Annotated in this window: 24 protein-coding genes and 1 tRNA gene; 9 read left to right on the top strand and 16 right to left on the bottom strand. The window is 36.6% G+C overall.

The window, feature by feature from the left end; translation table 11 throughout:
- Positions 1-24: 24 nt before the first annotated feature.
- Together IC610_RS08610 and IC610_RS08605 are read left to right on the top strand one after the other, a co-directional pair.
- Positions 25-573 (top strand): YqgE/AlgH family protein, encoded by a 549-nt coding sequence (locus tag IC610_RS08610; protein ID WP_191736422.1) that lies wholly within the window; start codon positions 25-27, stop codon positions 571-573.
- 103 nt (positions 574-676) lie between these two features.
- Complete coding sequence (locus tag IC610_RS08605; RefSeq protein ID WP_191736420.1) at positions 677-1,258, top strand: N-acetylmuramoyl-L-alanine amidase family protein; 582 nt, start codon at positions 677-679, stop codon at positions 1,256-1,258.
- Positions 1,259-1,336: 78 nt separating this feature from the next.
- Here IC610_RS08605 and IC610_RS08600 read toward each other — a convergent pair whose 3' ends face one another.
- The 3 genes from IC610_RS08600 to IC610_RS08590 form a co-directional block, all read right to left on the bottom strand.
- A complete protein-coding gene (locus tag IC610_RS08600) occupies positions 1,337-2,146 on the bottom strand; it encodes an aminotransferase class IV (RefSeq protein ID WP_191736419.1) in 810 nt (269 codons plus the stop codon).
- A gap of 72 nt (positions 2,147-2,218) precedes the next feature.
- Positions 2,219-2,605, bottom strand: a complete 387-nt coding sequence (locus IC610_RS08595; protein WP_056076761.1) for an START-like domain-containing protein — start codon at positions 2,603-2,605, stop codon at positions 2,219-2,221.
- A 125-nt stretch (positions 2,606-2,730) separates the two neighbouring features.
- Positions 2,731-3,906 carry an aspartate aminotransferase family protein gene (locus IC610_RS08590; RefSeq protein ID WP_191736417.1) on the bottom strand — a complete coding sequence of 392 codons (1,176 nt, stop codon included), beginning with the start codon at positions 3,904-3,906 and terminating at the stop codon, positions 2,731-2,733.
- Between the two features lie 420 nt (positions 3,907-4,326).
- Between IC610_RS08590 and IC610_RS08585 the strand changes: the two genes are divergently transcribed.
- Positions 4,327-4,710, top strand: a complete 384-nt coding sequence (locus IC610_RS08585) for an HU family DNA-binding protein (RefSeq protein ID WP_191736415.1) — start codon at positions 4,327-4,329, stop codon at positions 4,708-4,710.
- A 41-nt stretch (positions 4,711-4,751) separates the two neighbouring features.
- Here IC610_RS08585 and IC610_RS08580 read toward each other — a convergent pair whose 3' ends face one another.
- The 7 genes from IC610_RS08580 to IC610_RS08550 form a co-directional block, all read right to left on the bottom strand.
- On the bottom strand, positions 4,752-6,491 hold the full coding sequence (locus tag IC610_RS08580; protein WP_191736413.1) for an OstA-like protein: 1,740 nt from the start codon (positions 6,489-6,491) through the stop codon (positions 4,752-4,754).
- A 3-nt stretch (positions 6,492-6,494) separates the two neighbouring features.
- Entirely contained in the window at positions 6,495-6,968 is a 474-nt protein-coding gene (locus IC610_RS08575) for a Fur family transcriptional regulator (RefSeq protein WP_191736411.1), read from the bottom strand.
- 72 nt (positions 6,969-7,040) lie between these two features.
- Positions 7,041-9,032: a KUP/HAK/KT family potassium transporter gene (locus tag IC610_RS08570; protein ID WP_191736409.1), complete on the bottom strand. Its 1,992-nt coding sequence runs from the start codon at positions 9,030-9,032 to the stop codon at positions 7,041-7,043.
- A gap of 127 nt (positions 9,033-9,159) precedes the next feature.
- A complete protein-coding gene (locus IC610_RS08565) occupies positions 9,160-10,140 on the bottom strand; it encodes a pyruvate dehydrogenase complex E1 component subunit beta (RefSeq protein WP_191736407.1) in 981 nt (326 codons plus the stop codon).
- A gap of 90 nt (positions 10,141-10,230) precedes the next feature.
- A complete protein-coding gene (locus tag IC610_RS08560; protein WP_191736405.1) occupies positions 10,231-10,620 on the bottom strand; it encodes a hypothetical protein in 390 nt (129 codons plus the stop codon).
- A 68-nt stretch (positions 10,621-10,688) separates the two neighbouring features.
- Positions 10,689-11,159, bottom strand: a complete 471-nt coding sequence (locus IC610_RS08555) for an Lrp/AsnC family transcriptional regulator (RefSeq protein WP_056076747.1) — start codon at positions 11,157-11,159, stop codon at positions 10,689-10,691.
- A 134-nt stretch (positions 11,160-11,293) separates the two neighbouring features.
- Complete coding sequence (locus IC610_RS08550; protein ID WP_191736404.1) at positions 11,294-16,075, bottom strand: translocation/assembly module TamB domain-containing protein; 4,782 nt, start codon at positions 16,073-16,075, stop codon at positions 11,294-11,296.
- A 4-nt stretch (positions 16,076-16,079) separates the two neighbouring features.
- Here IC610_RS08550 and tsaD point away from each other — a divergent pair, with 4 nt between their 5' ends.
- The 3 genes from tsaD to IC610_RS08535 all read left to right on the top strand — a co-directional run bounded on the left by tsaD (position 16,080) and on the right by IC610_RS08535 (position 18,480).
- Complete coding sequence (gene tsaD / locus IC610_RS08545; protein WP_191736402.1) at positions 16,080-17,096, top strand: tRNA (adenosine(37)-N6)-threonylcarbamoyltransferase complex transferase subunit TsaD; 1,017 nt, start codon at positions 16,080-16,082, stop codon at positions 17,094-17,096.
- A gap of 143 nt (positions 17,097-17,239) precedes the next feature.
- A complete protein-coding gene (locus IC610_RS08540) occupies positions 17,240-17,650 on the top strand; it encodes a hypothetical protein (RefSeq protein ID WP_191736400.1) in 411 nt (136 codons plus the stop codon).
- A gap of 134 nt (positions 17,651-17,784) precedes the next feature.
- Entirely contained in the window at positions 17,785-18,480 is a 696-nt protein-coding gene (locus tag IC610_RS08535; protein ID WP_191736398.1) for an RsmE family RNA methyltransferase, read from the top strand.
- On the opposite strand, the gene IC610_RS08530 is transcribed toward IC610_RS08535, so the two are convergent.
- The 3 genes from IC610_RS08530 to IC610_RS08520 are packed head-to-tail and all read right to left on the bottom strand — an operon-like array spanning position 18,477 to position 20,368.
- Complete coding sequence (locus IC610_RS08530) at positions 18,477-19,136, bottom strand: XAC2610-related protein (RefSeq protein WP_191736395.1); 660 nt, start codon at positions 19,134-19,136, stop codon at positions 18,477-18,479. The genes IC610_RS08535 and IC610_RS08530 overlap by 4 nt on opposite strands.
- 26 nt (positions 19,137-19,162) lie before the next feature.
- Positions 19,163-19,699 (bottom strand): hypothetical protein, encoded by a 537-nt coding sequence (locus tag IC610_RS08525; protein ID WP_191736394.1) that lies wholly within the window; start codon positions 19,697-19,699, stop codon positions 19,163-19,165.
- A 9-nt stretch (positions 19,700-19,708) separates the two neighbouring features.
- On the bottom strand, positions 19,709-20,368 hold the full coding sequence (locus IC610_RS08520) for a TrmH family RNA methyltransferase (RefSeq protein WP_191736392.1): 660 nt from the start codon (positions 20,366-20,368) through the stop codon (positions 19,709-19,711).
- Positions 20,369-20,603: 235 nt separating this feature from the next.
- On the opposite strand from IC610_RS08520, the gene IC610_RS08515 reads away from it, so the two are divergent.
- The 3 genes from IC610_RS08515 to IC610_RS08505 all read left to right on the top strand — a co-directional run bounded on the left by IC610_RS08515 (position 20,604) and on the right by IC610_RS08505 (position 22,317).
- Positions 20,604-21,629: an asparaginase gene (locus IC610_RS08515; RefSeq protein WP_191736390.1), complete on the top strand. Its 1,026-nt coding sequence runs from the start codon at positions 20,604-20,606 to the stop codon at positions 21,627-21,629.
- Positions 21,630-21,676: 47 nt separating this feature from the next.
- Positions 21,677-21,763 (top strand) — tRNA-Ser (locus IC610_RS08510).
- 176 nt (positions 21,764-21,939) lie between these two features.
- Entirely contained in the window at positions 21,940-22,317 is a 378-nt protein-coding gene (locus tag IC610_RS08505) for a hypothetical protein (protein ID WP_191736388.1), read from the top strand.
- A gap of 16 nt (positions 22,318-22,333) precedes the next feature.
- Here the strand turns inward: IC610_RS08505 and IC610_RS08500 are convergent, their stop codons facing one another.
- From IC610_RS08500 to porM, 3 genes are read right to left on the bottom strand one after another with little or no spacing between them, the layout of a single operon-like run.
- Entirely contained in the window at positions 22,334-23,371 is a 1,038-nt protein-coding gene (locus tag IC610_RS08500; RefSeq protein WP_191736386.1) for an NAD(P)/FAD-dependent oxidoreductase, read from the bottom strand.
- A 55-nt stretch (positions 23,372-23,426) separates the two neighbouring features.
- Positions 23,427-24,365 carry a type IX secretion system ring subunit PorN/GldN gene (gene porN, locus IC610_RS08495; RefSeq protein ID WP_191736384.1) on the bottom strand — a complete coding sequence of 313 codons (939 nt, stop codon included), beginning with the start codon at positions 24,363-24,365 and terminating at the stop codon, positions 23,427-23,429.
- Between the two features lie 17 nt (positions 24,366-24,382).
- Positions 24,383-25,972 (bottom strand): type IX secretion system motor protein PorM/GldM, encoded by a 1,590-nt coding sequence (gene porM / locus IC610_RS08490; protein ID WP_191736382.1) that lies wholly within the window; start codon positions 25,970-25,972, stop codon positions 24,383-24,385.
- Positions 25,973-25,986: the final 14 nt, after the last annotated feature.

Raw genomic sequence — 25,986 nt, 5'->3', positions numbered from 1 at the left:
AAAAAATTTTTATTACATTTGAGTATGAATTACGCTTACAAAGGTAAAATATTAATCTCTACACCTGATATTTCGGGCGATATTTTTTCCCGGTCTGTGGTGCTCATAATCGATCATGATGAGAGCGGAAGCTTTGGGCTCATTCTCAACAAAAAAAACTCTAAAATAAGCACGAGATTCAAAAGTCTGTTTGAATTTAAAATCGATGTTTACGATGGCGGCCCCGTAGAAAATGACAAGGTTTTCTTCATTATTAAAGGAGATAAGGTCACAGAAGACTATTCTGATATTACCAATGAGTTTTATCTTACCGAGGATGTAGAAAATGTAATCGCCTCTGTATTAACCAATAAACTCAGCGTGAATGATTTTAAAATATTTTCAGGATATTCCGGCTGGTCAGCAGGTCAGTTGGAGAATGAAATTTCAAACAAAGTCTGGACAGTTGTGGACGTTTATAACCTGGATTACACGCTACCCAACGATCAGACTTTATGGAAATCTATCATGCAAAATTTAGGTGGTGAATTCCTGCTTTGGGCCAACTCGCCTGAAGACATTTCGATGAATTAACACCGTAAAAAGCTGAAGATCATTTATTAACAAATCTTTAAGTCTCTTTTAACTATTATTTAAGAAAGAATTCACGTTATTTGGATAAACAAAATTAATAGGAATGAAAACACTTAAACTTTTTGTCTGCAGCCTTTTAACAGCATCTTTTCTATCTTTTACACCTCCCGGTAAGAAAATCATTATTCTTGATGCAGGCCATGGCGGAAATGATCTCGGAACCAACAGAGAAAATATTTTCGAAAAAGATCTGGTTCTGAATATCGCTCATGAAATTGTAAATTTTAACAAAAATAATGATGACTATGAAATCATTATGACGAGAACTGCTGATGAAAACATTTCTTTAGCAGATAGAACAGAAAAAATCAATCGACTGAATCCTGCCGCCGTTATTTCGCTTCACATGAATAGTACTGCAAAGCCGGAATCTGTAAGATCAGGACACGAAATCTTCACCCAATCTTCTGAAGGATCAAAAAATTTAGCGAAAATTATTTCTAAAAATCTTGGTGAATGTAATATCGAAGAGAAAAATCTTCATATATTAAGGGAATCAAAATCACCTGCTGTGTTGGTTGAGCTAGGCTTCATCAACAGTACAAAAGACAGAAAATACCTGTCAAGCGAAGAAGGACAAAAAGAAGTTGCAGCTAAGTTTGGGAAGATTTTCAGTGAATTATAGATTAACAATACACTTCTGACCAGATCAGAAAAAAACCCGGTAAAGGACTTGAAATGTTGTTTACCGGGTTTGTCAATTTTAGAAACTTTCTTTCCACTGTTGCACAAGATCTGTAAATCTTGAGTTGGTAAAAGTTTTATTTCGAATTTTTCCGACTGAGAAAATTCCTTTTTCGTCGGAAATTAATAAGATCTCTTCAGCTTTTTGAGATTCAAAGGCAATCATTTCACTTTCCTGAATCGTAACCAGTTTTTTCTTATCTAAAAAAGTCACAAAGTTTTCGAGTAAGGGCGAAATGTACGCTCCTTCCGTATGTTTTGGGATTTTTATAGTGTTTTCTTCTAAAAAAAGAAGATTGCCTAAAGCAGTCCGTGCAATTCTCTTGTTTGGATTCAGGAATATCACATCATCAAGATCATTCTCTTCGGCATAGATGCTTCCGTAAATATTTTCTGGAGAATGCACTCTGATATTGCTCAACAGATTGGTATTGACGTTGATTTCCTTGATCAGATCCAACTCCAGATTTCTCTCATGAATATCAAGAACATCCGCAACTTCTGTCACTTCAAAAAAGTAGGATACCGTTGATTTGGAAAGCGTGATTCCGTCAGTATTTCTGTAAGCCAGGAAGTTGATAATTCCATTTTTTACCGACTTTCCCTGAATAATTTCAGTGTTAAACAGATTCTGAAAAAACTCCAGAGTATAACTCAAAGGAATATTAAGACGCATTTTCCGCATAGAAGCCATTAAAAAGAAATAGCATTCTTCGTCCATGATCAGCTGAGCGTTTCTGATAAAAAAAGAAACTTTTACGGCATCACCCAAAGTAAAAGCTCTGTTGGCCTCTTCCACCGCACCGGAAGTAAAAATATAATTTTTCAATTTTTCTGAATTTAGCTAAAAAAATAATGAACGATAAATCGTTCATCAGTTTTATCCATTGATATTTTATTCTTAAGCAGCGCCTAATTTTATTCTTAGATTTTCGATCAGATTTTCCCAGTACAACGCGTTCTCTTCTTCATCTCCATCTTCACAGAAATCTGTAATATTCAGAGCGAGATCCTCTGTAATATCATCTATTGTAATCGTCATTTCAAAGAAATTTTTGGTTCCCTCATCTTCCTCCCATCTGAAACGCACGAAACCTTCAGGCTTATATCTGATCAGTGTAGCCTTTTCAGCAGGACCACCGCCCCAGCTGAAAAAGAAATCGTCTCCTTTCTCTACAACATCCTCCGCAAACCATTCTGACAAACCCTCTGCTGTAGCCAGATATTCGTATAAAATCTCTGACAGACAGTGCATTGGAAACTCATAATGGACTTTATTTTTCGCCATATATTCTCTGTTTTAATCGTGTCGCAATATATAAATTAATTTTTTTATTTAACAAAACAGAGGTTACTTTTTTATAAAAGGTTTATGATTTTTGTCATAAGACTTTGCAAAGCTTTTATTAACGGTTAATTTTCATTTAAAGCTTCCAGAATCACGGCACATCCTTCCCGGATTTCGTCCTCAGAAATAGTCAGTGGAGGGGAAATTCTCATGTATTCGTTACGGTACAGCTGCCAGAAAACAATCAGTCCTTTTTCCATACACTTTTTGGCGATATGGATAGTGAAATCGGGTGAACCCAAATTTACAGCGAGCATCAGGCCTTTTCCGTTAATGTTTTTGATTTTTGGATGTACAAGAAGTTCCCTAAAAAGTTTTTCCTTGGCATCAGTTTCATTCATCAATCCACTTTCCAGAACTTCCTGTAAAGTGGCATGGCTTGAAGCTGCAATCAGTGGATTTCCACCGAATGTGGTAATGTGACCCAATTTCGGAGAATGAGACAGTGTTTCCATCATTTCTTTTGAACTCATAAATGCACCTACAGGAACCCCACCGCCCATTCCTTTACCCATCACGAGAATATCAGGAACAATTCCGTAATGTTCGAAGGCAAACAGTTTTCCTGTTCTGCCAAAGCCCGGCTGAATTTCATCTAAAATTAAAAGCGCACCAACTTCTTCACAGCGTTTTTTAAGATTTCTGAAATAGTTCTCCGAAGGCATCAGAAACCCTGCTGCTCCCTGAATGGTTTCGGCAATAACGCACGCCGTTTTCTCAGTAATCTTTGGAAAATCTGCTTCATTATTAAACTCAATAAAGTTCACCATCGGCAACAATGGTCTGAATTCTCTCTTATGATATTCATTGCCCGCTACAGAAAGTGCACCGTGGGTATTGCCGTGGTAAGCGTCTTTCATAGAAATGATTTCTTCTCTTCCGGTATATCTTTTAGCTAATTTCAAAGCTCCGTCAATGGCTTCTGCACCACTGTTCACCAAATAAGTAACTTCCAGAGGATCGGGAACAGATTCTGCCAGAAGCTGACAAAGTGCAACAGGTTTTTCCTGAGCATATTCTCCGTAAACCATGACGTGAAGGTATTTTTCTGCCTGTTCTTTAATAGCATCAACAATTTTCGGATGCGAGTGCCCCAAAGTATTGGCAGAAACTCCTGCTACAAAATCAAGATATTTTCTGCCGTCAATTCCATAAATATAACTTCCTACTGCTTTTTCAACTTCAAAACCTGCGGCAAACTGCGTAGTCTGAGCCTGATATTTAAAAAATTCCTTTTGCATGATTTCTTTTAAAAATGATTTGGCAAAGATAATAAGAATGATGTGAAAAAATGTTTTAATGAAAATGGTCTTTATAAAGTAAAGTTCCGAAGTCGGGAGAATTTGGAGAGCTATAATACGCCGATATTATTTAAAAAATTTCCATACTACAGTTATATCCTCAGAATGTATTTTAAAAACCATCAGTATGTCTTTCTTAAAACATCCGTATCTTTTTCCTAAAACATACGGACGTTTTAGCAGAAAGGTCCGCACATTCTCTAATCAGTTTATAATAATTAAATAACACCAGAGTGGTTAAAAGTAAATTTAGGATTAAAAAAAATATAAAAATAAATCACCAATATTTTAATTTTAGTTTAAAATTTATTAAATTAGTCTCAACATAAAGAAAAAAAATTAACTTTTAAATTCAATACTATGCCTATTACTTTTAATGTAATTCCAAGAAGAAATCCTCAAAGTCCTAATGATCCGCCAAAGTATTATGCAAATGTCGTGGGTAATGGAGTAACAACTTTAGATGATCTGGCTAAATATGCTTCAACGGTTTCCACTGTATCAAAAGCTGATATTCTCGCCGTGCTCGAAAGTACTTTTTCTAAAATTGCCGAAGATGTTGGTGATGGAAAAATTGTCTATGTTGGTGAGTATTTCACGCTGCAGGCCGGTGGCTCGAGTGAAGGAAAGACTACACCCGATGAAGTGAATGCTTCCACCATCACGGCTGTGAAAACCATCTTCCGACCGGGGAAACTGATTAAAGATGCCCTCAAGCTGGCAACCTTTCAAAAGAAATCTTAAACCAAAAAAAAATCAGAGCCAAAAGCTCTGATTTTAAATTTTTATTTACGTACCCTTTTCGGTTTTTTCGCCTCTTCTTTGGCTTTCGCATCATCAATAATCTTTTGAGACTGATCGTAGAGGGTGGTATCCGATTCATATTTTATTTCTTCGTAATTCGGGGTGTCGACGAGAATATCCTGCCACTTCCGTATCCGATCTTTGGTGTTCCAGTTGAAGTCGGGGAACTTCCGTTTAGAAGGTTCAATCATACTCATCGGATACGTATCGTCCGTCGCACCAATGTTGCATGAGAGAATCTGCAGTTGCTGCTCTTCAAACAAAGCACCGATGATTCCGCACGATGAAAGGTTGATACCGATTCTGACAGGCTTTTTTGTAGCTGAATCTACATCATCCACATAAGCGATCGACTGTGCATTTCCAATCACTCTTACTTCTTTTATTTTTCCCTCTTCATAAAAAACAGACATCAGTTTGCCTTTTACCTGATTAAATTCGTCTTTCATATTCAGAGAATCTGCTTTGCTGATGGCTAAAGCATTTCCAATGACTTTTAAAGAATCTATATTCTCAGTGGAAGTATTGAAATAAGCTTCTACCTTATCCCCTGTTACCTGTTTCTGATCGCTCCAGAGAATAGGGTCCTTATACATGTGCATAATTCCGTCGGTTTCATTGAAAGCAATGGAATCTGCTCTGCCCTGCGCATTGGATTTGTAAATTCTTGCCTTTTTAAATGCTCTCAGAAAACTTTTCTTTTTTGTAGCATCTGCCGAATCTGGCTTTTGGTAAGAAAGAATTTTTTCCGAAGCAAAGTAAATGGAATCTTTTTCTAAAATTTTCACTGCATAAGGCGATTTGGTCATCATAGAAGAATCTTTTTTCTCATAGATTTCGCCGTAGCCACCTTTGATGTATCTTTTTTCTAAAGGATCATCCAACGTTACATTTCCCGTTGCAGTTCCAAAACCGGAAAGTTGGTTGAAGTACATTTCATCTCCGGTAAGAATCTTATCATTGTAATAAATTCTGGAATTTTTATTTAAAAAAGCTTCCTTTGAATTCATTTTATACGTTCCGTTCTCTGTGTAGATTCTGTTTTTCCGGTCTTTTTTATTGATGATATTGGTGGGACCTTTAATGTCAACCACATTGGTATTTTGATTCTGAACAACGTTGATTCCTTCTAAAATATAATCTTTATCTTCAATTTTCACATTGTCTGTAAGATTTATAGACCGGGTTGAAAGATTGTAGGTTGCAGATTTTGAATAGGTTACACTTTTACCATCGTTAATTGTTCCACCGGTATTGTAATACGCAAGGTTAGCAACCCTGTCATAGTACATGGTTTCAGTTTTGATGATTGTGCCTTTAGAATCGTTCAGAACTACATTTTTTCTGGCAACGCCTTTTTGGGTATTGCCATCATATTCCATTTCTGAAGCGGTGATTACAGAGCCATCGGGATTTTCGAGTCTGGCATTGCCGATTGCTCTGGCAAAGTTTTCTTCCTCATACATCACGATTATGTCAGCACTCAGAATAGATCCCTGATGTTCAACTTTCACATTTCCCTTCAGTGTCTGATTGCCGTCATAAAGTTTGGGATCTTTTATAATTTCGTCCGCATTGATGATTTTCACCTTCTTTCCGGGGCCGGCTGGTGCTTTTGCAGATTTGTTTTGTAAAAAAGGATCTTTTTGTACAGGTTTAGGTTTTTCCTGTGCTTTAAAAAATGCAGCGAGGAAAATTAACAGAAAACAGAATATCTTCATTAATTAATCATTCTTAGTACCGTAAAAATACAGCGAATGAGAATCAATTTTTACGCCAAAAGCCTGCTCAATAGCTTCCTTAATCCCCTGAATACGAGGATCACAAAACTCTATAATCTCCTGAATTTCCTTATCTGAATCTTTTTTATAGATCACCAAATGGTCATGCTGCTTGTCGAAATAAGATTTTTCGTACGAAGACGATGTCAAAGTTTTTTCGCCAAACTGATGCTTACGGATCAAGCCCGCATCAAGGAAGATTTCAATCGTATTGTAGATGGTCGCCTTTGAAACATGGTATTTTTTCTGCATCATCAGAAGGTATAAATCATCTACATTGAAGTGATGATCCATACTGTAAATTTCTTCTAAAATAGTATAACGTTCAGGCGTATTTCTGAAACCTTTTTCCAATAAATAGTTACGTAAAACGTCTTTTATCAGGGTTATATTTTTTTCTTTCTGTAAAGTATCCATTAATCAATTTATACTACAAATTTATCGATTTTTTATTGAATATGAAATTCCGCGTTTTATCTAACTCTGATTTTAAGAATCATTCCTTTCAAATTTCGCCTGCTGAATTCTGTTTGCGCTGGATACCGCCTCTTCTGTAAGGGGTGCAGACTCTACAACTACGTTATGAGAAGTAACTCCCCACGATTTAAAGTCATCACTGCCTATATATTTCACAAAATTATAGATATTGAGAGTAATCTTGTTTTTTACAGTTAACAGTATATCATTAATATAGGTATTGTCAATAATGACATATTTAAGATCCGGTGGAATGTTATAAGCTCTTAAAGACGGATGACTGCTTCGTGAAGGAATTGTGCCATCAGCCATCAGATCCTTTAAAACCATATTAAAATAGTCGTTGATTCTTCTGTCTTTTTTAAAACCAAGGAGGAAATTTACTTTAAATATCGTTCCCGGCAGGATTTCATCAACAGTATATTTAAAAGTATATGGATCTTCCTGATTGACAATGCTTAAAATGAAATAATGATCCGCTCTCTTAGGCTGTTTTTTGATGATGGAATAGATGATTTTTGATTCCACTTCATCATTTCTTTTCGCTCTTGAAAGATATGCTAAGTTGGTACAATATTTAGGAATGGTGTTATCGAGCTTCATATCTTTTATCACACCCACATATTTACTGATTTTCACATATTGGGTGAAAGTCGCCTTCAAAAGTCTTCCGTTATACCATGCGTACATACAGACGGCTATGAATCCACCTAAAACCATAGTCAGCCATCCTCCGTCAAGGAACTTAATGACATTCGCATAAAAGAAGCCCGATTCTAGGAAGATATAAATAATGGCAAAACCGATTATGAAAATTTTATTGACACGGCTTCTGCTCAGCCAGTAAATCAGCAATATGGTAGTCATCAACATCGTGATGGTAATGGTAAGACCATAGGCTGCTTCCATTTTACCGGATTCTTTAAAGAAAATAACCACTCCAAAACACAGTGCCATCAATCCCCAGTTAATTCTCGGTATATACATTTGCCCTTTTACACCAGAAGGATATTCAATATGTTGATTAGGCCAAAATGAGATGGACATTGCCTCCGAAAACATTGTAAATGAACCTGTAATTACTGCCTGACTTGCAATAATTGCAGCTAAGGTTGCCAAAATTACTCCCGGTAAAACTGCCCATTCCGGCATAATACCGAAAAACGGATTAACACCTGTAAACACCTGTTTGTAATTGGTAAGAAGCCAAGCTCCCTGACCCAGATAGTTCAGAATCAACATCACCTTAACGAAAATCCAGCTCACTCTGATATTTTTTGCACCGCAGTGTCCCAAATCAGAATACAAAGCCTCGGCTCCCGTTGTACAGAGGAATACTGCTCCCATGATGACGATAGCTTCAGGTGAATGCGTTATCAGGTTGTAGGCATATACGGGATTGAATGCTTTCAGTATCTCCAGGTGATCAAGAATATGAACCGATCCAAAAGCTCCTAGCGCCAGAAACCAGAGAATCATAATCGGACCAAAGAGTTTACCGATGGAGGCCGTACCGAATTGCTGCACAAAAAATACAATAAATAAAATAACGAGCGTGATGGCTACAACGGGTGTTTCAGGATTGTAGATTTTGAGTCCTTCAATCGCCGACATTACTGTCAATGATGGTGTAATTACACTGTCGGCCACCAAAGTCGATGCACCGATGATGGCTATTACATAAAGCCACTTCTTTTTTAGTTTTTTGACGAGAGAATACAAGGCTAATATTCCACCTTCACCTTTATTGTCGGCTCTCAGGGCGATAATCACATATTTTATCGTGGTCTGGAGTGTCAGTGTCCAGATAATACATGAAATTGCACCCTCAATATACGCATCAAAAGGCATTTTGGAATCTTTTCCCGCACCCACAATCGCTTTCATTACATATAAAGGCGAGGTCCCAATATCTCCGAAGACAATACCTAAAGACACTAAAACTCCAACAAAAGAAAGTTTTTTCAGATCAAAATGATGACCACCTTCTGCAACTTCAGACATATCCGGAAATTTTAAAAATTAAGGGGCAAATTTATATTAAAATAATAACCCTGCGAACTTTTACCGATGAATAGAATAAATGAAAAAACTTCCTTTCGGAAGTTTTTTTCTATAATCGTAATAAATTTTACTTAACGTACATTGCATTTTTGATTTCCTCTTTCACTTTTTCAAGTTTCGGGAACCATTCTGCAAACAATGCTGATGAGTAAGGTGCAGGAGCATCAGGAGTAGTAATTCTCTTGATTGGAGCATCCAGATAATCGAATGCTTTCTGCTGTACCATATAAGTAATCTCTGAAGATACTGAACCAAACGGCCATGCTTCCTCTAAAATTACCAGTCTGTTTGTTTTCTTTACTGATGTTAAAATAGTGTCGAAATCTAAAGGACGAACAGTAATCAAATCGATCACCTCTACAGAAATACCTTCTTTAGCCATATCTTCAGCAGCCTGAAGAGCCAGTTTCATGATTTTTCCGAATGATACCAAAGTAACGTCTGTACCTTCTCTTTTAATATCAGCTTTTCCTATTGGCAAATAATATTCTTCTTCAGGAATTTCCATTTTATCTCCGTACATCTGCTCAGATTCCATGAAGATTACAGGATCATTGTCCTGAATTGCAGATTTTAATAATCCTTTCGCATCATAAGGATTTGAAGGAACTACTACTTTAAGACCAGGAATATTTGCATACCAGTTTTCGAATGCCTGAGAGTGGGTTGCTCCCAACTGACCTGCAGAAGCTGTAGGACCACGGAAAACGATTGGACAGTTCCACTGGCCACCGCTCATCTGACGGATTTTTGCAGCGTTATTGATGATCTGATCGATCCCCACCAGTGCAAAGTTGAAAGTCATATATTCTACAATCGGGCGGTTACCATTCATTGCTGCACCCACCGCGATACCTGTGAAACCAAGTTCTGCAATTGGTGTATCGATTACACGCTTAGCACCAAACTCATCCAACATTCCTTTTGAAGCTTTGTATGCACCGTTGTATTCTGCCACTTCCTCACCCATCAAAAAGATAGACTCGTCTTTGCGCATTTCCTCGCTCATTGCCTGTGCAATCACCTCACGAAAAGTATATTCTGCCATAGTAATTTTAAAAATTTAGATACAAAAATAAGATTTTTATTTATTAATCGAAAAAAAAGGCTTCTTTCAATATTAATTTTTAGAAAATAATTATCTGAAAAACTTCCATTTTGGGATAATTGCCAGCATTCCGAAGCCTGTAAAGAGAAAAAGATTGGTAACGTCGGAGTATAAAAATGTCGACAGATAATAATTGTGCATAAAGAAATGCAGCAGCAGCATTACCGGAAATAGAAATATTCCGATTTTTCTGTAGAAAAAGATCAGGACAATTCCTAGAATCATCAAAGCGTCAACTGAGAAGATCAGGTAGAAATATCCTTCCGGAATATTTAAAGTTTTATGCTGAAGATATTCGTCCAAATCGAGACCGATTCCCATAAAAGTAAACAGCAGCAACGAAGCCAGTGCTAAAATAAAACCCCAGCCTTTTTTCGGGTCTTCGTCGAAATAACTGTATTCTTTATATTCCTTTTCCATAGTGCAAAAATAAAGAACTTATGAAAAAAAATCATAAGTTCCTCAGAATATTTATATCGTAAAAAAAATTAAATCGTGATTGCGTTGATCAATCTGTTTTTGTCGCTAAGGAATTCTTCCATAGATATCATACTCTCAGTTCTCATAACATCCTGAATATCATCAATCTGATAGATTATTCTTTTTGCATCATCTGTATTTTTTGCTCTTACTTTACAGAAGATATTGTATTTACCAGAGATAACGCTCGCTTCAATAACGTTCGGGATTGTAGATAATTCTTTCAAAACCTCCTGAGTGCGGTTTGATTTCGTCAATAATATACCGATGAAAGCTGTAAAATGATAATCTAATTTACCATAATCGATGCTTAGAGATGATCCTAAAATAATACCTGCATCTTCCATTTTCTTTACTCTTACGTGAATTGTTCCTGCAGATACATCCATCTGTTTTGCAATTTCCGTAAAAGGCATTCTTGTGTTTTCTACTAAGAAGTCAAGAATTTTCTTGTCTATTTCGTCCAGTTGATAGTTCATAATAGTGAAATTATATTTTTCCTAAAAAATCCATAAATTTTTTACAAAATTAGGAAAAATAATTTAACTGAAAAAAAAATATCAAATATTAACTATAATTAACAGCTATGATAAAAATCATTATGACTTTACGATTATTTATTAGTTGAAATTACGGAATCTGTTTTTATAGAGTCTCTCTTCGGAGTCTGTTTTTTATCTTTTTTCTTCTTTTTAAAGAAAGAATTGAAACTTTTACTCCAGACAATACCTCCACCATAGGCCTGATTTGCAGAACCATTGGTAATAACTGTTCCGTTACCCATTCCAATGTTGGTAGGTTTTGAATATCCTCTCAGAATCAGCGTTCCGTCATTCTTTTTTGAAATATCATACTCAATTGAGCCTTCGCCGGACAGGTAATTCTGAGTTGTTCCCTCGGTCTGATTTAAAGGAATCCCAAGACCTGTTTTTACCTCTATTCTAGGTGAAAGCGCAAAACTTAAACCAGCGTTGGCACGGTCTCCGGTATTTGATCCCAAATCACCTCTCACGTAATTTAAATCAATCTGAAACTCACTGCTCATCGTATTGATGATAGATCCAAGCTGTTTTAGAGCAAGATTATAGCCGGATGATTCCGCCAAACCTGCTGCATCCAGCGATACGGTGCTGCTGCTTGTATTAAAACTGTTTAAAAGGAGAATTGATCCGAACTGCAACACGTCTTCACCTTCAGCCTGATTAATTCTTGTTGCCAAAGCCTCCTTCACCTGGCTGGAAACATCTAAAGCCGTTACTCCCAATTTTACATCGGGATCATTTAAAGTATTTGTAATTTTAGCCTGTAGCAGAACATTGATAGGTCCAACGCCAATGTTAAGGTATTGTCCGGCATTTGAAACCGTTCTCACATAATTGGCGGTAATATCCAGAGTCGGCGTCATGGCATTGCCATCCCAGCTGATGCTGCTGCCTTTCTGAATCTGGAACGTTCTGTTCAGAATTGCTTTTGATACGAAGGTTCCGTTTTCAACAATGTAATCTCCACTTAATTCTATATTTCCCGCGCGGCTCATTCTGAATCTCAGATCATCTGCTACACCTTTCACATTAATATTTCCAACGTCATCTCCCACCAGAACATTTACGTTTGTACCTTTATCAACATCCAGCGTAAAATCGATATCCATGTTGGCACCGGTTTTTTTCTTTTCTTCCAAAACTACAAGTCCGCTTTTATTTTCCTGAAGGAATCTGAGCATTTTAAACTCTTCCACATTGGATGTAGAAGCTGAATTGAAAGTGAAATTACTTCCGTTCAGCGCTTTCATATTCGGTGTTGAAAGACTTAAAGCAGAAACAGGTCCATCCACGAAAAGTTCGCCCTGACCGTACACTCTACCCCAGAACAGATCGTAGTCTTTCTGAGTGGTATCGAGCATTAATAAATTATCTGCTCTCATCAGTAACGAAATCCCCATCGAAGAAAGTGTTTCAAATCTGATTAATCCTGAAATTGTTCCTTTTGAATTGGCTCTTCCGTCATGCACACCGATGTTGTTGAGAATCGCGAGACCTTTAGTTAAATCAATCGTTGTATTGTCAAATGAGTAATCAACTCCGGTAAAAAGAAGTTTTAAACCAAAATCTTTCAGTGCAATATTTCCACTGTAATCGAGGTTTTTCATTGTTCCGTTGATCTTCAGATCGCCGGTTGCTTTGCCCCGCATATTACCGAAAACCGTCTGTACAAACTGCTGTGCAAAAGAAAGATCAAACTCATCGAGCTCAGCGTTCAGATCGATCGTTGGAGTAGCTGTATTGTTATTAACAGTTCCTGTAAGATGAAGATTGTTATTCCCGATAATCCCTGCAGAAGTCACTTTTACATCAACATCGTAAACGTTAAGTGAAAAACTGTTGGTCGCAGAAATGGTGATATCGCCCATATCATTTCCGTTCATCATAATATCATCAACCGTAAGATCCACCAATGGTTGCAGCGTGCTCTGATCCATCCTGATCTTCACATTTCCGTTCGCCAGACCTTTGATATCCATGGTATTTCCGTTTGGCGTCATTTCAAGGATCTTTCCAATGGCAAAATTGCTCACTTCGGCATCAAGATAGAAATCTTTTGCTGACTTAAAAGTTGCTTCATTCACCTGTAACGAACTTTCGTCAGAATATATTCTCAGATTCCGTATTTCAAAATCGGCTGTCTTCTTCCGGTACGTAATGGAATGATCAAGCGCAGGATTGGTATCAATCGCCCATTTCACATTATTAAAATTAACTTCTGTAGGCTCAAACCTGAAAACGTAATCTCCAAACTCATTGCTCGACTGGTTAAAGTTAACCGTGTAATTTTTCAGATTTTCATCTTCTTCGTCCTGTGGACTGCCGTGTTTAAAGCTTGCAGCAATTTTTAACTGAGTATTATTGTCATTCTGCCCTGTAAGTATAATATCTTTAAGAATATTCTGATTGTACTGAAGCCTGTTTATTTTGGCATAAATCTGCTGATCCAGACTTGCTGTATTAATTCTCACCTTTATACTGTCGACCATTGCACTGTCGCGGGTTATTACAAGACGGTCATTAATTTTATAATTGGGATTTGCTTCTGCCAAGGCACGGTCAGCATCCGTAATTTCCTGCTGTTTCGTCATGATGTATCTCATCGAAGCCGCATCCAGATCAAGAACTAAATTGTTAGAATCTCCATCATATCCAGCAACAACTTTTGCACCCTGTGAAAGTTGAAGATCAGGCATAAATAAAGCAACCAAACCCTGTTCGATATCGAAATTCAGATTAAATTTCTGTCCGCGGTACAGTTTTCTCGGAGCCGGACCCACAAGAATTTTTGCCAGACCGTTTTGCACCATTCCCGAAAGATCTGCGAGGTTAAACTTCCCTGAAATCTGTCCGTCTACAGCGCCGGGAGCGTTGACATCAATAATTCTGTTACCGCCTTCCACTCTCGTGTTTATTTTCGCATGGGGAATGTGATACTGCTTGCCGGCATTGGCAAAATAAACGTTGTCTACACTCACATCCAAACCTAAATCATTGAGATCAGACATCGCCATTTTCCCGTTGATTTTTCCGCTGACGATCTGTCTGCCCGCCTGTCCGGTAAAATAATTTAAATTTAAAGAATTGATATCTGCATCTACATCGGCAGAAATTCTTGATGTACTGAAATCAATCAAACCTTTTACTGTCGCTTTTACTTCTTCATCATTCACGGTGATGAGACCGTTGTATTTTCTGTGATCAAGCAGACCGTCAAGATTAAGATTATTGATTTCCTTATCCATTATTTCGATGCTTGAAATCTGGGATTTCGTGTAAATTCTCATGGTGTTCACATCGAAACTCTGCCCGTTAACATCAAATCTTCCCGAGATCAATCCTACAGCTTTATTTTTTGTAATGACTGATGCATTCAGATCTTTTACTACTGCTAAACCGGAATATTTCGGCATTGGTGAACTGTATTCCCTTAACGAAAAATTCGTAATCTGTGCCTGCCCTATTCCTGTAATAAGGTTGCCTGACGACACAAAAACCTCTTTCGGATTCACCCTTGCGCTACCATTGTATTTTAATTTACCAAAATCATCTGCAAAATTCTTCATTTTAGAAGAGATGAAATTAGGCATCATCGCTTTTAAGTCTTTATAAGTAAAATCCGCTGAAAGTGCTTTTGTTTCTATTAAAAAATTGCCTTTCAACAAATTTTTTACCTCCATTTTTTTGGTCGCAATGTTGACTGACGGATTTCTGATGAGGAAGTTATCCAGCGTAAAATTATTGAGCGGACCGGTCATTTTACCTGAGACATTAAAAGGAATAAAATTATCCCAGTTGGTCACAAAATAACTGATGTCGTAGCCGCTGATTTGACTTCCGAGCTTCATATCCATTTCCCACTTTACCTTATCGGCAAAATCAGCCCACGAGCCGTCATGTAAATTAAATTTAATATCTCCCTGAAGAAGTGAATGATCTGTATTAAAGGTTAAATCTTTCAGCAAAAGGAAATCTTTGGTCATCGCAAAGTCTGTGGAAAAAGTTTCTACGAAGTGAGCTTTTCCCCATCTTTTTGTGGTAAAAGTAAAATTATTGATTGTTGCGGCAATGTTTACTCCGTTTACTTTTACTTTTGGAGCGATAAGATTGACGTTGGTTGCCGTAAGCCATTTCCCTGGTTCGCCGGGAGAATTCTGATTGACAATTGAAACTTTAGAATCTAAAATTTCAAGTCTTGAATTTAATTGAAATGGTGGCTTTGACGGATCGGCTTTTTTACCACTGTCGAAAAGTTTTGTAAATCTAATGAAATTTGAAATACTGTCGCCTTTGTACGTAATCACTTTTATATCAGCATCAATCAATCTTAATCCGTTAAAACTTAATGAATTGTGTTTTCCGATATTGGTTGCGAGAGAAAACCAATCTGAATTTGCCTTGAATTCCCGTGCTTTTATAAAATCAACATCTTTATAATCCTTGATTCTGAGACCTTTGATCGTAACGTCGCCGAAGAAATCTACTTCAACGCTTTCTGTAGACATTTTGGCTTTAAAATCCCTGTTCACAATCTGCAAAGCCTGATCTGCAGCCCATCTTTTGGTTACCGGCAGATTGATGGCAATAAAAATAAGAACAACGATGGAGAAAACTGACCAAAAAAGAATCAATAATAATTTTGCCCACCAAGAATAGCTTACCACATCTTTGGCAGCCTGTTTTCCCAATTCCTGGGCGGTGTCTATAGGGTGCTTGATGGCTTCGGCAGCAAAATCTGAAGCTTCTTTCACCGACTCCTGAACATTTTCTACGGTTTTCTGTACCTGATCTCCCAGATTTTCACTTACCGTTTTTTTGTTCTTATTTTCGTTATTATTCTCTAACTTTGCCATTATAATGAGCGACTCTATTATTTTAGGTATCGAATCGTCTTGTGACGACACTTCTGCGGCGATTATCAAAGGAAATACCATTCTCTCCAACATCGCAGCCAATCAGGAAATTCATAATGAATATGGCGGTGTGGTTCCGGAACTGGCTTCCAGGGCGCATCAGCAAAACATTATTCCTGTTGTTGAAAAATCTTTCGTCAAAGCAAATATACAACAAAATGCAATTTCTGCGATAGGTTTCACAAGAGGTCCCGGACTTTTGGGTTCACTGCTTGTGGGCACATCCTTCGCAAAGTCTCTGGCTATGAGCCTAAACGTGCCTTTGATTGAAGTAAATCATCTTCAGGCGCATATTTTGGCACATTTCATCGACGATGCAAATCCTGTGCCTCCTACATTTCCGTTTTTATGTCTGACCGTAAGTGGTGGTCACACGATGATTGTGCTTGTAAAAGATTATTTTGATATGGAAATTATCGGAAAATCGATAGACGATGCTGCCGGAGAGGCTTTTGATAAAATCGGAAAAATTTTAAACCTTGATTATCCCGCAGGACCAATTATCGACAGGCTCGCAAAGGAAGGAAATTCTGATGCTTTTCAGTTTAACAAACCACGGCTTGAAAATTATGATTACTCATTCAGTGGAGTGAAAACTTCTGTTCTTTATTTTATACAGAAAGAAATTAAAAAAAATCCTGATTTCATTAAAGAAAATCTGAATGACATCTGTGCCTCGGTACAGAAATGCATTGTTGAAATTTTGATGAATAAACTGCAGAAGGCTTCAAAAGATCTAAATATAAAAGACGTTGCGATTGCGGGTGGAGTTTCAGCCAACTCTGAACTGAGAAAAGTGATGCAGAACAACAGTGAAAAACTGGGCTGGAACATTTACATTCCAAAATTTGAATATACCACAGATAATGCAGCGATGATTGCTATGGTCGCTCAATTGAAATTTGAAAGAGGAGAATTTACCGATTTAAGGACAACGGCAACCTCGAAATATGATTTGTAGTTTTTTACTGCGCAAGGTGTAAAGAAAAGTTTGAAATACTTGTGAATCAAAAATTTACAGTATTTAATTTACAGTTCAAACTTATTTACATTTTTAATTTTACAATTAAAGTTTAGGCTTTAAAATAAACAAAACATCAACAGATGAAAATATTACTTGAAGAAAAAGTACTGGGAACACAATCTAAAAAGAATTCGAAATATTATTGGGTTTTGGAAACCATAACAGGAAAAAATGATGTTTCGGCAGAATTTGATGAAGATGATTTTCAAATGATAAGTTCAGAGACCGGTTTTATTCAGAATGTAAAGGAAGAAGTGATTGAGAAAATCAATGCTGAAAACGTTTTTAGCTTTTCGTACGAACCGAAAGAAGGTGATTATCTATCTATTAAAAATAATCTCAGAAAAAACGAATATCTGAATCTGATTTTCATGAATAATGTTTGGGTGGAAGAAATTTACATGTGTTCCTACAGAGACTGCGAAGGCGATGTTTATACAACTATAAAAACCGGAGTAGCATTTTTGAGTGAGAATGAGATTTATTTTTAGGTATTAAACCACTTGACGGAGCCGTTTATTGAAAAAGACTGCGACAGGCTCAGTCTGACAACGGATCATCAACTTTTGAAAAGGAAGATATTCAATTAAAATATAATTTAAGCAGATTATAAATTATTTCATTTATGAAACTTTTTTTTGGCGAAATCAACGACGGAAAGGCAATCATCAACGACGAAGAGCAACAGCATATTGTGAAAGTTCTCCGCATGAGAACCGGTGAAGAAATTCACGTGACCGATGGAAAGGGAAATTTGGCATCCGGCATACTGGTCATTGAAGGTAAAAAGGCAGGAATTGAAGTTGATGAAATTAAAATGGAAACTCCTGATTTCAGTCCGAAACTTCATATTGCGATTGCGCCGACAAAAAATATCGACCGGATAGAATTTTTCGTTGAAAAAGCAGTTGAAATGGGAATTTCTGAAATTACCATTCTGCAGACTGAAAAAACGGAGCGCAAAAATCTCAACATTGATAAAATCAGAAAACAGGCAATTGCCGCTTCAAAGCAAAGTTTAAGATTTCATTTTCCTGTTATTAATGATTTAATAAAATTACCTGATTTTCTGAAAAATATTGATTCTGAAAACACTTTTGTCGCACATTGCAACGAAAATCTGGAGAGAATTAATTTAAATGAAATTCCAAAATTGGAAAACTATACTTTTCTGATTGGTCCTGAAGGCGATTTTTCGGATAAGGAAATTTTATTTTTGGCTGAGAAGGGAATTGGAGCAGTTTCTCTCGGAAATCAACGTCTGAGAACGGAAACAGCGGGTGTCTTTGTCGCTGCCTGGAATTATAATAAGATGTTTTAGTCTTCTTCACCCTCAACTTCAAAGTGTGTTCTTACAAACTTTCCTTTTTTGAACTGATATGTTGAATAGTAAAAAGTCGTAGGACCAGCGTGGTAACTGGACGTAATTTCTTTACTCTTTAGATTTGCAACAGGATTTATTATTTTACTGAATGACGGTGAAAATATGTATTTGCCTGATTTTTCATCGAAAAGCCATAAGTAATACGATTGGTCAACCATCCCTACCCACTTGATCAGTGTAAAATCTTTGTGACCGTCAAAATTCCAGTCTTCATCACAGGAAAAACTCACTTCATAATCATGCAAAACCAATGTAGAATCTTTATCAGTCTCTAACTTTTGAAATAATTTCCCACTCTTTAAGACTTCTATTTTTGGAAAATTGATCAGTCCACTTTTCTGTTCTTCGCAGAAAACTTTGTATTCAAAACCATTTCCTTTTTTTGAAACTGTATATTTTCTGACAATTTGAGATCTTTCTTTCTCTTCTTTTTCCTGAATTTTCAAAATTTCCTGGTCAGACAGTTTAACTATTTTATCTTTTGCAATTACCGGAGAATCCTGTACCATTGTAGGTGGATCAAGTTTCGGTTTTTCATTTTTTTGACAGGAAAAAACAGACAGAAAAACAATGACGGCAACGGAAAATTTCATTCTCTAAAATTATTTTTAATATTAAACTAATTTTCCGTGGTTGTTTGAGACTTCTTTTTATCTGTACTAAAAACAGGCAAAGTTACTCCAAGATTCAAAGTATTTACAGGTATAAATTCAGTTTTAGAAAATTTTATTGGAAAGCTGATAAATAATTTGAATCCATTTACTCCCAAACCTACAAATGGACTCAATCTAGGCGAAAATTTTTCAAAATCAGTATAAAAACTCATTTCAGAGCCAAAACTTAGCGCGCTTGCACTGAAATTAATTCCGAATTTTGGACCTATAATAAATTGTTTGAAATTGAGTATAAAATCATTACCCACATAATAATTGATAAATGCAGGATGCCTTCCTCCCCTATCGTAAATTTTTGAATAACTGACTTCTACAATGTGTACCGTTTTCAAAATATCATGATCATCTTCGTTTTTTTTAGGATCGAATGATGCCTGATAACCTACTAAAACTGCATTGGCTTCAGAAGGACCTGAAAACTTAAAACTATTTGTCTGGGAAAAACAAAAAGTAGAAAAACACAATAAGAATAAAAGTTTCATTCTCTAAAATTAGAAATTTTCACGTAAATATTTCGCTAAAATCTGCTGTCCACTCTTAATGGAATTTACAGCCCAGCGGATTTTCATCTGCAGCAGTTTTTCATCGTTTAATTTATAATCTATATTCGATTTTTTGAGTTTCTGTTTCAGTTCGTACATACAGATCGAAGCTGCAACCGACACATTAAAACTTCTTGTAAAACCATACATTGGAATGGCTAAAGTTTCGTCTGCAAAATCAAGAATTTCTTCAGTAACGCCCTGCATTTCGGTTCCGAATACCAAAGCTATAGGCTCGGTGATTTCGTATTCTGGGAGAAATTTCGCGTTCTTTTCTAACGAAACGGCGACCATTTTGTAGCCGCGGTCTTTGATATTTTGAAAAGACTCCATGTTTCTTGGTAGTCTTTCTACTTCCACCCAAGTATCTGCGCCTTTGGTAACTCTCAGATTCGGTTCGAAATTATTGTCTTCCTGTAATGCGACCACTTTATGAAAACCACAAGCTTCAACAGAACGAACGATTGCTGCAGCGTTTCTGAACTGATAAATATCTTCAATCACCGGAAGGATAAAATCTGAACTTTCCGGTGCGAAATGTTCGATTTTGGAGAGTCTTTCTTCTGTGAGGAAATTTTTGAGGTAATCGTAAATCTGCTGGTCTTTCATCCGGCAAAAATAATAATTTTTTTGAGGCAAAACGAGACATAGAAGTGTGGAATATGTTGGGAAATGAAATGCGTTTAATTAGAGAAAACACCTTTGATTAACAAAAAAATCTGCGCCCCGGCTTGAGTGGAGCTCTTTTTGTGAGGAGGTACGACGAGCAAAAAAGCGGGAACGGAAGACGGATACAGGCGCCCAAAACAAAAATAATATCTTAAAAAAACGTATTTTTGAATCTATGAAAAGAAAAGTACTTTTGATCTACACCGGCGGAACAATCGGAATGGAAAAGGATTATGAAACCGGAAGTCTCCGTGCCTTTGATTTTGGAAATATTTTTGAAAAAATGCCCGAAATGAAGCTTATGGAATGTGAAGTTTTCGTGCATCCTTTCGCGCAACCACTCGACTCTTCAGATATGGGACCTGAGGAATGGAAACTGATTGCCAATTTGATTTCTGAAAATTACAGAAAGTACGATGGTTTTTTAATTCTTCATGGGACTGACACCATGTCTTACACAGCTTCGGCATTAAGTTTTATGCTAAAAGGATTAACGAAACCTGTGATTTTAACAGGGTCACAGCTTCCCATTGGAGATTTGCGGACCGATGCCAAAGAAAATCTGCTAACGAGCCTTTACTACGCAAGTTTATATGAACAGCATGAAGCCGTTATTCAGGAGGTTGCGATTTATTTTGAATATAAACTTTTAAGGGGAAACCGTACATTGAAATATTCTGCTGAGTATTTTGACGCCTATGCAAGTCCGAACTATCCAATTTTGGGACAATCCGGGGTTCATCTAAAGATTGAAAAAGACAATCTTTTCCGTTGCGGCGCGGGAACAGAATTTCATGTGGATGAGTATGTATCTGAAGATGTTCTGTTCTGGAGAATTTTTCCGGGAATGAGACTGAATCATTTTAAAGAGATTCCTAAAATGAAAGTATTAATTCTTCAGGTGTTTGGCTCAGGAACCATTTTCAGCAGTGAAAAAACATTAGAAACACTACAGCAGATCAGAAGCAACGGAACCGAAATTGTGGTGGTAAGCCAATGCATATCCGGTGGAATTTCTTTTGGAAAATATGAGAACAGCAATGTCTTTGCAAAAATCGGTGCTATCAGTGGAAAAGACATGACTGCAGAAGCTGCAATAACTAAATCAATGCATCTAATTGGTAATCCAAATTACCGTGGAAGCTTTGCAGAAAATTTTTCAAAAAATATTTGTGGAGAAATCAGTGAAACCGAAGATTAAGCTTTTGTATATTCAATAAATTACTGTACTTTTGCAATCTTCAAACTAGAGAGGTGTCCGAGTGGTTGAAGGAGCTACCCTGGAAAGGTAGTATGCGGGTAACTGTATCGAGGGTTCGAATCCCTTCCTCTCTGCTGAAACCGTCTGTTAACAGGCGGTTTTTTTGTTTCTATACACCAGATCAGAATATCACATTCGCATAATAATTTAGTTATATTGTAAAAAATTTGTTATTTTAATAAAATTTAACATTTATAAACATAAATTGTTGTATTTTTGCATCACACTAAATCTACTAAATAAACACAATATGTCAACAAAACTATTTATCATTATGACGGCTGTCTTCTTATACAGCTGTACCGCGCCATCAAAGGATCCTGATATCCAGATTCCGAAACAGGAGACTGAATCACATGACGAAATCGTTTTTCACGATTATACAGATCCGCTTGGAGAAAAACTTTCTGTAGGAACTCACAAAGAGAAAGATTCTAGAACCGTAAAATACAACGGGAATGTCTATGTGCTTGACAAAGACTTTGAGAGCAACACGTACTCCACTTCTGACAACGAATATCAGTTTACCGAGAACAAAGCAGAAGTTACCTTTCTGAAAAAGAATTATAATATGGTTCTTTTTACCTCAAAGAAAAGTGCAGCTCAGGCTACAACACAATTGCAGTAACTGGTCATTCAAAATTTTAAAGTAGAAATCTTCCCAGAGAAATTTCTTCGGGCAGCGCTACATCATTCTCAATAAAGTCATAAAGGTATTTTGAGAAGAAGCAACCGTTGAGTATTCCGCGTGCACCTAAGCCATTGAAAACATAGAAATCCCTGTGGCTCTCATGTCTGCCGACAATTGGTCTTCTGTCTTTGACGGTTGGTCTGAAACCAAAGCTGATATCTTTCACTTCAAAATCAAAAGGATAAATTTCAGCCAAGCCACTGACAAGTTGCTCTACAGCCGAATCATCAATTTTGGAGTGCAGCTGATCACGGTCATACGTTCCACCGTAGAAATATAAGTTATTGTTTAAGGGAAACAGAAAATGTTTTTTCTTTATAGTTACATTGTTTTTAAGATCATTCTGAAGCCGAACTTTGATGTGATGACCCTTATTTGGGATTACGGGAATATCATTGAAAAAAGGGTTTTCTGTAACTCCCATTCCTTCACAGAAAAGTATATTTTTAAATTCAAATTCCTTGTAAGTATTTTCAGTAATATTGATTTGACTGTAATCAAATTTCTCTTTAACTAAATATTTCTTTGAATCTAAATAATCAAACATATCGGTAAAAAAAGAAGAAACGTCTAAACGTGCCGACTGACTGACACTGCCTGTTCCGAAAGGATTTCGCACATCTTCAAATTGAGAAAATTCAGTATTCAAAAAATTCATTAATTCTTCAGAAGCTGACTTTTTTAACCACAAGTTTTTTTCATTTTCATCATGAAAAATACGATGAATAGGCTGTTCTATTAAATAATTTTTACTGGTATAGCTTTCGATTTCAGACAATACAATTTTTAAATAATCGATCTTTTCCTGAGCTTTCCAGAATGTTGTAAATTTTTTGAGAACAACAGGATTAATAATTCCGGCAGAAACCTGAGAAGCTCCCTTGCGACTTTCTGAGAACAACTTGAAAGATTTCCCCTCCCTAATCAGATGGTGAGCAAAAAAAAGCGCCGCGTATCCGTCGCCGACGATGATGTAATCTACATTTTCCATAATAAAAAAACCTGAGTAAAAGTACTCAGGTTTTTTATAAATATCAAGTGGATTCTTAATAATTCCACATATCATTTTCCATTTGAAGAATCTGTTCTTTGATTCTTTGGCTTTCAGCTAACTGCTCTTCTGCATTTTGAGGAATATATTCTTCAATAGTTCCATTTCCTGTTCCTGTAGATGATTTGTAAATGATAGAGGAAAATCTTCTTGAATTAATGATATCATCAAAAGAAATATCTGCTGAAGAGTTTTTCTTATTGTAAACATAATTGTTTGCTAAGATATCACGAGCTTTTGGATAGTAAATCCAAAATAAATCAATCAATTCATCTTTACCTGCGATTGGCTTACCTTCAGCATCATATACACCTTGCACTGCTGGATCTGGTCCCATTGCTGCAATACCTAATGGTCTGTATTTCATTTGTCCATCTCTTCTATCGATGAACCACATACCCATTATTTTAAGCATTTTTACATTTTCGGTAGTAGTTTCGAAAACGTCAGTGTTCTCTTTAATTTCCTGCTCAGTAGGCTTACGTCCTGAAGCGATAATATCAACAATTACGTCGCTCATTACCACCTTTTGTAATCTCGCTTTGATTTGTTCAGGAGTTAATTTAGTACTGAAATTTTCGTCGTCATAAACTTCGTCAATTTCACTATTCATCGCTCCATTTAATAAAATCTGATATAAAGATCTTGTATTTTTAGATAGTAACCCATCTGGATTATCGTAATAGAATGGTTGATTAATTTTATCATTAAGATCAATAATTTCCCAAACCATCATACTTTTAAGAATATCCTTCTCATCAACGAAGCCATATTCCAATGGTGCAACTTTATTGCTGATTACAGTATCTCTTACTTTTCTCATGTTATCTGCTCTCATCTGTCTGAATTCGTCAGGTGATGAAGCATTTAAAATAGTCTGAGAAAAAGCAAACCCAGAGGCTAATACTAATAGACTGCTAATATATTTTTTCATAATAATTGCTATTTTTCTTATGGAACATTAATAATGATTGGACTAATTCTCTTCACAGGTCCTTCAAGACCTTGGGCGGTTGCTTTAATCTCAATGATAGATACAATATCTCCTGATCTAACATTTTTCAATAAACCTGCAGCATCACCAAGTGAGTTACCCTTAATCAACATTGCTGCTCTACCCGGAATTCTAACCATAAATTCATTGACAGTAAATGTAACAGGGAAGTCAAAGTCAGGAATCGCTGCTTGTACTGTTTGATTCTGAATTGAACTAGCTGGCATTGTTAATACATTCTGTCCTCTCATTTGCCCTTGTGGTGGCGGTACATTTTTGATTCTGTATTCAAATACCTGAGAAACACTCTGACCACTCGGATTCGTTCCGGACAATGTTAATTTAACGGTATTTCCTGCCTGAGGTTTTACAATCCATTTACCAGCACCAGTATTTCTGACAAGTGCTCCAGGAGCAGATAATGAAAGTTTGGAATTATCAGCACCTAAGATCGAACCAGATACAGGGTTTTCTAAACCTCTGTACATTACATTCATCTTATCAGCAGATAGTAATAATCCTTTTTCAAGTTTTACTTCCTGAGGACCTGCGATTACATTATATGTATGGTTGAAAGGGTGCGTAGTTACTTTACCTTCAGAATCAGTTAATGAAATTACACCTGAAAATTCTCTCTTACCAATACCTCCAGTGTTCAACGGTAAATAACCTTTACCATTTTCCTGTCTGCTAACACCTGAGATTCTGATTTTATCACTGTTAGAATAAGATCCCAACATTACTACAGCTTCAGCTTTACCACCGGCAACGATGTCTGTAGGTGCAGAAACAATAGCTTCGTACTGATTAAACTTGATGCTTGCATCCACTTTCTCAGAAAGCATCATTGCCAATGCATCTGACTGTACGTTTCTTGCATCATTCTGAATAATTTCTAAATTCGAGATCGCTGCAATAAGCGGCTGGTGATAGAATTTATTCTGGAACCATGTTTTTCCATTTGGAGATTTACCCTGAGGATAATCTGTAATAATAGATTTGTTTGCTCTGTTTACTACGTCTACCAATTGAGGATTTTTTCCGAAAGTTGTATTGATGTAATTTCTTACGTCATCCATTTTAGCTTTAAGATCTGCCGCACCTTTAGATGTAGAGTTCTCATCACCTTCCTTGAAGAAAAATTCTGTAGTGGCCTCATTGTTGTTCAGTGCAGAGAAGTTTTCGCTTACATCCATATCCTTTCCGGTTTTAGGATCTTTATCGAAAAATTCAGATTTCTTCTTTAAATCCACCTTTACAGTTTCAGCAAACTGAACTAAGTCGTCGATTTTTGTTTTAAGAACACGGTATTGCTTTAAAGGTTCTGCATAAGTATCCGGTACCTGCATTGCTTTTGCTTCAAGTGTCTTTTCAAAAATCTTTTCGTTTTTATCTTCTGTTAAGCTTCTTGTTTCGTTAAGAGCTCGTGTAGAATCATAGTATGATCTGATGATTTCAACATCAATGTTTAGGGCCATCATTGCGATGAACACCAAATACATTAGGTTGATCATCTTCTGACGTGGAGTCTGTTTTCCTTTTGCCATTATCTTTTCTTTAG

The organism is Chryseobacterium caseinilyticum (genome assembly GCF_014837145.1).
Classification (GTDB): domain Bacteria; phylum Bacteroidota; class Bacteroidia; order Flavobacteriales; family Weeksellaceae; genus Chryseobacterium; species Chryseobacterium caseinilyticum.
The sequence above is the reverse complement of the archived record's forward strand: the minus strand, read 5'-3'. Positions and strand labels throughout refer to the sequence as shown.

Bases quoted from the DNA above. Each gene is read 5' to 3' on its own strand.
- IC610_RS08610 (WP_191736422.1), top strand. From the start codon at position 25: ATGAATTACGCTTACAAAGGTAAAATATTAATCTCTACACCTGATATT.
- IC610_RS08605 (WP_191736420.1), top strand. From the start codon at position 677: ATGAAAACACTTAAACTTTTTGTCTGCAGCCTTTTAACAGCATCTTTT.
- IC610_RS08595 (WP_056076761.1), bottom strand. From the start codon at position 2,605: ATGGCGAAAAATAAAGTCCATTATGAGTTTCCAATGCACTGTCTGTCA.
- IC610_RS08590 (WP_191736417.1), bottom strand. From the start codon at position 3,906: ATGCAAAAGGAATTTTTTAAATATCAGGCTCAGACTACGCAGTTTGCC.
- IC610_RS08585 (WP_191736415.1), top strand. From the start codon at position 4,327: ATGCCTATTACTTTTAATGTAATTCCAAGAAGAAATCCTCAAAGTCCT.
- IC610_RS08580 (WP_191736413.1), bottom strand. From the start codon at position 6,491: ATGAAGATATTCTGTTTTCTGTTAATTTTCCTCGCTGCATTTTTTAAA.
- IC610_RS08575 (WP_191736411.1), bottom strand. From the start codon at position 6,968: ATGGATACTTTACAGAAAGAAAAAAATATAACCCTGATAAAAGACGTT.
- IC610_RS08570 (WP_191736409.1), bottom strand. From the start codon at position 9,032: ATGTCTGAAGTTGCAGAAGGTGGTCATCATTTTGATCTGAAAAAACTT.
- IC610_RS08565 (WP_191736407.1), bottom strand. From the start codon at position 10,140: ATGGCAGAATATACTTTTCGTGAGGTGATTGCACAGGCAATGAGCGAG.
- IC610_RS08560 (WP_191736405.1), bottom strand. From the start codon at position 10,620: ATGGAAAAGGAATATAAAGAATACAGTTATTTCGACGAAGACCCGAAA.
- IC610_RS08555 (WP_056076747.1), bottom strand. From the start codon at position 11,159: ATGAACTATCAACTGGACGAAATAGACAAGAAAATTCTTGACTTCTTA.
- IC610_RS08550 (WP_191736404.1), bottom strand. From the start codon at position 16,075: ATGGCAAAGTTAGAGAATAATAACGAAAATAAGAACAAAAAAACGGTA.
- tsaD (WP_191736402.1), top strand. From the start codon at position 16,080: ATGAGCGACTCTATTATTTTAGGTATCGAATCGTCTTGTGACGACACT.
- IC610_RS08540 (WP_191736400.1), top strand. From the start codon at position 17,240: ATGAAAATATTACTTGAAGAAAAAGTACTGGGAACACAATCTAAAAAG.
- IC610_RS08535 (WP_191736398.1), top strand. From the start codon at position 17,785: ATGAAACTTTTTTTTGGCGAAATCAACGACGGAAAGGCAATCATCAAC.
- IC610_RS08530 (WP_191736395.1), bottom strand. From the start codon at position 19,136: ATGAAATTTTCCGTTGCCGTCATTGTTTTTCTGTCTGTTTTTTCCTGT.
- IC610_RS08525 (WP_191736394.1), bottom strand. From the start codon at position 19,699: ATGAAACTTTTATTCTTATTGTGTTTTTCTACTTTTTGTTTTTCCCAG.
- IC610_RS08520 (WP_191736392.1), bottom strand. From the start codon at position 20,368: ATGAAAGACCAGCAGATTTACGATTACCTCAAAAATTTCCTCACAGAA.
- IC610_RS08515 (WP_191736390.1), top strand. From the start codon at position 20,604: ATGAAAAGAAAAGTACTTTTGATCTACACCGGCGGAACAATCGGAATG.
- IC610_RS08505 (WP_191736388.1), top strand. From the start codon at position 21,940: ATGTCAACAAAACTATTTATCATTATGACGGCTGTCTTCTTATACAGC.
- IC610_RS08500 (WP_191736386.1), bottom strand. From the start codon at position 23,371: ATGGAAAATGTAGATTACATCATCGTCGGCGACGGATACGCGGCGCTT.
- porN (WP_191736384.1), bottom strand. From the start codon at position 24,365: ATGAAAAAATATATTAGCAGTCTATTAGTATTAGCCTCTGGGTTTGCT.
- porM (WP_191736382.1), bottom strand. From the start codon at position 25,972: ATGGCAAAAGGAAAACAGACTCCACGTCAGAAGATGATCAACCTAATG.